At 65.5% G+C, this 1,831-nt stretch carries 3 protein-coding genes; all 3 read right to left on the reverse strand.

All coding sequences use genetic code 11. From position 1 onward, the window contains the following. Nucleotides 1-101: 101 nt before the first annotated feature. Entirely contained in the window at nt 102-452 is a 351-nt protein-coding gene (locus ACOVRJ_RS12555; protein WP_422044187.1) for a DNA-binding protein, read from the reverse strand. After that, nucleotides 430-726 carry a toxin-antitoxin system TumE family protein gene (locus ACOVRJ_RS12560; protein WP_422044188.1) on the reverse strand — a complete coding sequence of 99 codons (297 nt, stop codon included), beginning with the start codon at nt 724-726 and terminating at the stop codon, nt 430-432. The genes ACOVRJ_RS12555 and ACOVRJ_RS12560 overlap by 23 nt, the downstream gene beginning before the upstream one ends. 212 nt (nt 727-938) lie before the next feature. Then, complete coding sequence (locus ACOVRJ_RS12565) at nt 939-1,715, reverse strand: phosphoribosyltransferase family protein (RefSeq protein ID WP_422044189.1); 777 nt, start codon at nt 1,713-1,715, stop codon at nt 939-941. Nucleotides 1,716-1,831: the final 116 nt, after the last annotated feature.

Raw genomic sequence — 1,831 nt, forward strand, 5'->3', positions numbered from 1 at the left:
AGTACATAACGTCACCAATACGCGCTATGCCTTCCACTCGAAACGGCATAGAGCCAGCAAGCCGCGCCTGGCGAGGTGGGCGCCATTTCATGAAAATGGCCTCAGGCTGCTTGGAGCAGGAACTCGACCTTGACGGACTCGTACGGGAAGACCACTTGGCCTGCCTCTGTCTTGTCAAGGACACCAGCCCTTTGAAGTGCCGTGAGGTCCGAGTGCACGGACTTGACGTCTCTACCAACTCGGCGTGCAACTTCTCGCACGGTGACAGGACCAGCACCACACATGGCCTTGAGGATCTCCCAACGCTTCGCGGTCAAAACCTTCCAGAGCAGTTCAGGTGTGGCGAAGGAAATCCTCGCGGACTTCTGAGCCTTGCCTGACTTCCAGGCGTTCACGAAGTCCTGTGCCGCTTGCTCGGGCGAGCGAACGTCAAGAGTCACGGTCTTCATCATCTGCTCTCCTCGCTTCACGCAGGAAGTCTTGGACCAATTTCTCAGGCGAGACGAACGAGTACTTCGACTCCTTGCCGCGGACGTGCCGGTGATCGCCTTTGCCGGCCTCGTTGTCGAAACGAACCAAGCAGACCCCAGACCGTACGAACGCGAGCCGATACTTGAACGAGTGCGCCGAACCTGGCAGCGGTGAAGGGACTTGCCAAAGTACCAGCTCTGCGAACGAGTCTTCCCGGAAAGGGATGCGTTCACGGAGGAGGAGCGACGCCTTCATGTTGGTAATGATACCAACAATCGCCCCCCGACCATGAAGGCCTCGAGTCGGTGCAACATGTGAATTGGGGTCACTACCTTGGAGACTGCGCTCTCCTCATCCGCAGGGCGTGACCTGCCCTCGCGTGACCTGCCCTCAGCCCTCAGACGAGGTCGGCCTGACCGGCCCTGTCAGGCTCGCCGGTGGTGCGCTGGTGCGACTTCGCGAGGCGCTCAGTGCCCGAGCTGACGCACTTCGGCGATGGCTCGCCCCAGCAGGGGCGCGGCCGAGACCACCTCCAGCCGTGAGGCGAAGGCGGCCGAGTTGGGCAAGCGGAACGCCGGCACGCTGTCGCTCACCACCAGGCGGGCCAGGTGCGAGGCGGTCAGCGCCCGGTCGGCATCGTCGATGAACAGGCCGTGGGCCGCGAAGCCTTGCACGGTGGCGGCGCCGGCATGGTGCAGCGCTGCCGCGGCGTGCACCAGCGTGCCGCCGGAGGCCACGATGTCGTCCAGCAACAGCACGGTCGCGCCGTCCACGTTGCCCGCTACCAGTTGGCCGCTGCTCACCAGCCCGCCCACGCGTCGCTTGTCCACCATGGCAAAGCCCACCGCGTGCTGCCAGCGGGCCTGCAGGTGCTCGCGCCAGCGCAAGGCGCGCTTCACGCCGCCCGGGTCGGGCGCGGCCACCACCACCGGGCCGCCCCCGGCCATGAGGGCATCCGCAGGCACGTCGAATGCCGGCCAGGCGTCCAGCGTCAGCTGCAGCGGCTGGCCGCACTGGTGCCGCGGCCGCGGCTGCATCTGATCCGGTACCACGGCGTGCTGGCCCCCAACGCCAGGCTGCGCCCGCTGCTGGTGCCGCAGCGGCCACCGGATCAAGACAAGCCGGCCACCGAAGCCGCTGCGGCGGCTGGCTGCGAGGCAGAGACAGTTCAGGCCTGGCCGCACCGCATCAGCTGGGCGCGGCTGCTCAAGCGCGTCTTTTGCTCCGACATGACTTGAGTACAAGTTGGTCTGCGCTGAAGCTTCGCTTTGACATCGACATGCAGCACGGCCCGAACTGCGGCGCCGGGGAGCTGAAGATCATCGCGGCCATCCTGGAGCGGCCGGTGATCGAGAAGATC

The organism is Roseateles sp. (assembly GCF_049240545.1).
Classification (GTDB): domain Bacteria; phylum Pseudomonadota; class Gammaproteobacteria; order Burkholderiales; family Burkholderiaceae_C; genus Paucibacter_A.

Coding starts and splice junctions, on each gene's coding strand:
- ACOVRJ_RS12555 (WP_422044187.1), bottom strand. CDS start 452: ATGATGAAGACCGTGACTCTTGACGTTCGCTCGCCCGAGCAAGCGGCA.
- ACOVRJ_RS12560 (WP_422044188.1), bottom strand. CDS start 726: ATGAAGGCGTCGCTCCTCCTCCGTGAACGCATCCCTTTCCGGGAAGAC.